Raw genomic sequence first — 1,027 nt, 5'->3', positions numbered from 1 at the left:
GATCGGGCGAGGTCCTGGCGCACCAGCGGCTCACCGCCGGAAAACCCCAGTTGTGCCGCGCCCATTTCCCGGGCCTCGCGAAACACCTTGATCCACTGCTCGGTACTCAACTCCTTGCCCTGCTCGGCGAAATCCAGCGGGTTGGAGCAGTACGGGCATTGCAGCGGGCAGCGATAGGTCAGCTCGGCAAGCAACCATAACGGCAGGCCAATCTCGGGCTTGGGCGGCAGCTCAGGCAAGTTCGATCCAGTGCTCTGCACGCGCCACCTCCATGAATTGCTCGATGTCTTCACCGAGTTCGGGTACGCCGGGGAATTGCTGTTCCAGCTCGCCAATGATGGCCGCCACACTGCGCTCTCCGTCGATCAAGCCACCAATCAACGCGGCACTGTCGTTGAGCTTGATCATGCCTTCTGGGTACAGCAACACATGGCCCTTCTGCGCCGGCTCGTACTGGTAGCGGTAGCCCTGGCGCCAGGTCGGTTTTTTGCTGCGGTCGAAACTCATAGGGTGATCCCTTTATGCCAGACCCGTTGCGCGGTCACGCTGTGATAAGGCGGGCGGTTCAGTTCGTAGGCCATGCTCATGGCATCGAGCATGCTCCAAAGAATGTCGAGTTTGAACTGGAGAATCTCCAGCATCCGCTCCTGGCCGGCGCGGCGGGTGTAGTGCGCAAGCGTGATCGCCAGCCCGTGCTCGACATCCCGACGGGCCTGGCCCAGGCGGGTGCGGAAATACTCATAGCCGGCAGGATCGATCCACGGGTAATGCTGGGGCCAGCTGTCGAGGCGCGACTGGTGGATGTGCGGGGCGAACAACTCGGTCAGCGAGCTGCTGGCGGCTTCCTGCCAACTGGCCCGGCGGGCGAAATTGACGTAGGCATCGACGGCAAACCGCACGCCGGGCAGCACCAGCTCCTGGGAGCGCAGTTGATCCGGGTCCAGGCCCACCGCCTGGCCCAGGCGCAGCCAGGCTTCGATGCCGCCGTCTTCGCCGGGGGCACCGTCATGATCGAGCAGGCGCTGGA

At 63.7% G+C, this 1,027-nt stretch carries 3 protein-coding genes; all 3 read right to left on the bottom strand.

The features are described 5' to 3' along the window. Positions 1–239: radical SAM protein (locus tag ASU03_RS20205; protein WP_231731644.1), on the bottom strand; the 239-nt coding region annotated here is incomplete at its 3' end. After that, the gene (pqqD, locus tag ASU03_RS18730) at positions 232–507 is read right to left on the bottom strand and encodes a pyrroloquinoline quinone biosynthesis peptide chaperone PqqD (RefSeq protein WP_032858571.1); all 276 of its coding nucleotides are present in this window, start codon (positions 505–507) and stop codon (positions 232–234) included. The genes ASU03_RS20205 and pqqD, both read right to left, overlap by 8 nt. Beyond that, positions 504–1,027 (bottom strand): pyrroloquinoline-quinone synthase PqqC (gene pqqC / locus ASU03_RS20200; protein WP_082627357.1); only part of this gene is annotated, 524 nt, incomplete at its 5' end. The genes pqqD and pqqC, both read right to left, overlap by 4 nt.

The sequence above is a fragment of the Colwellia sp. TT2012 genome (assembly GCF_001440345.1).
In the GTDB taxonomy this organism is placed as follows: Bacteria; Pseudomonadota; Gammaproteobacteria; order Enterobacterales; family Alteromonadaceae; genus Colwellia.
The sequence above is the reverse complement of the archived record's forward strand: the minus strand, read 5'-3'. Positions and strand labels throughout refer to the sequence as shown.

Excerpts from the sequence above, each read along its gene's own strand:
- pqqD (WP_032858571.1), bottom strand. The coding sequence starts at position 507 with ATGAGTTTCGACCGCAGCAAAAAACCGACCTGGCGCCAGGGCTACCGC.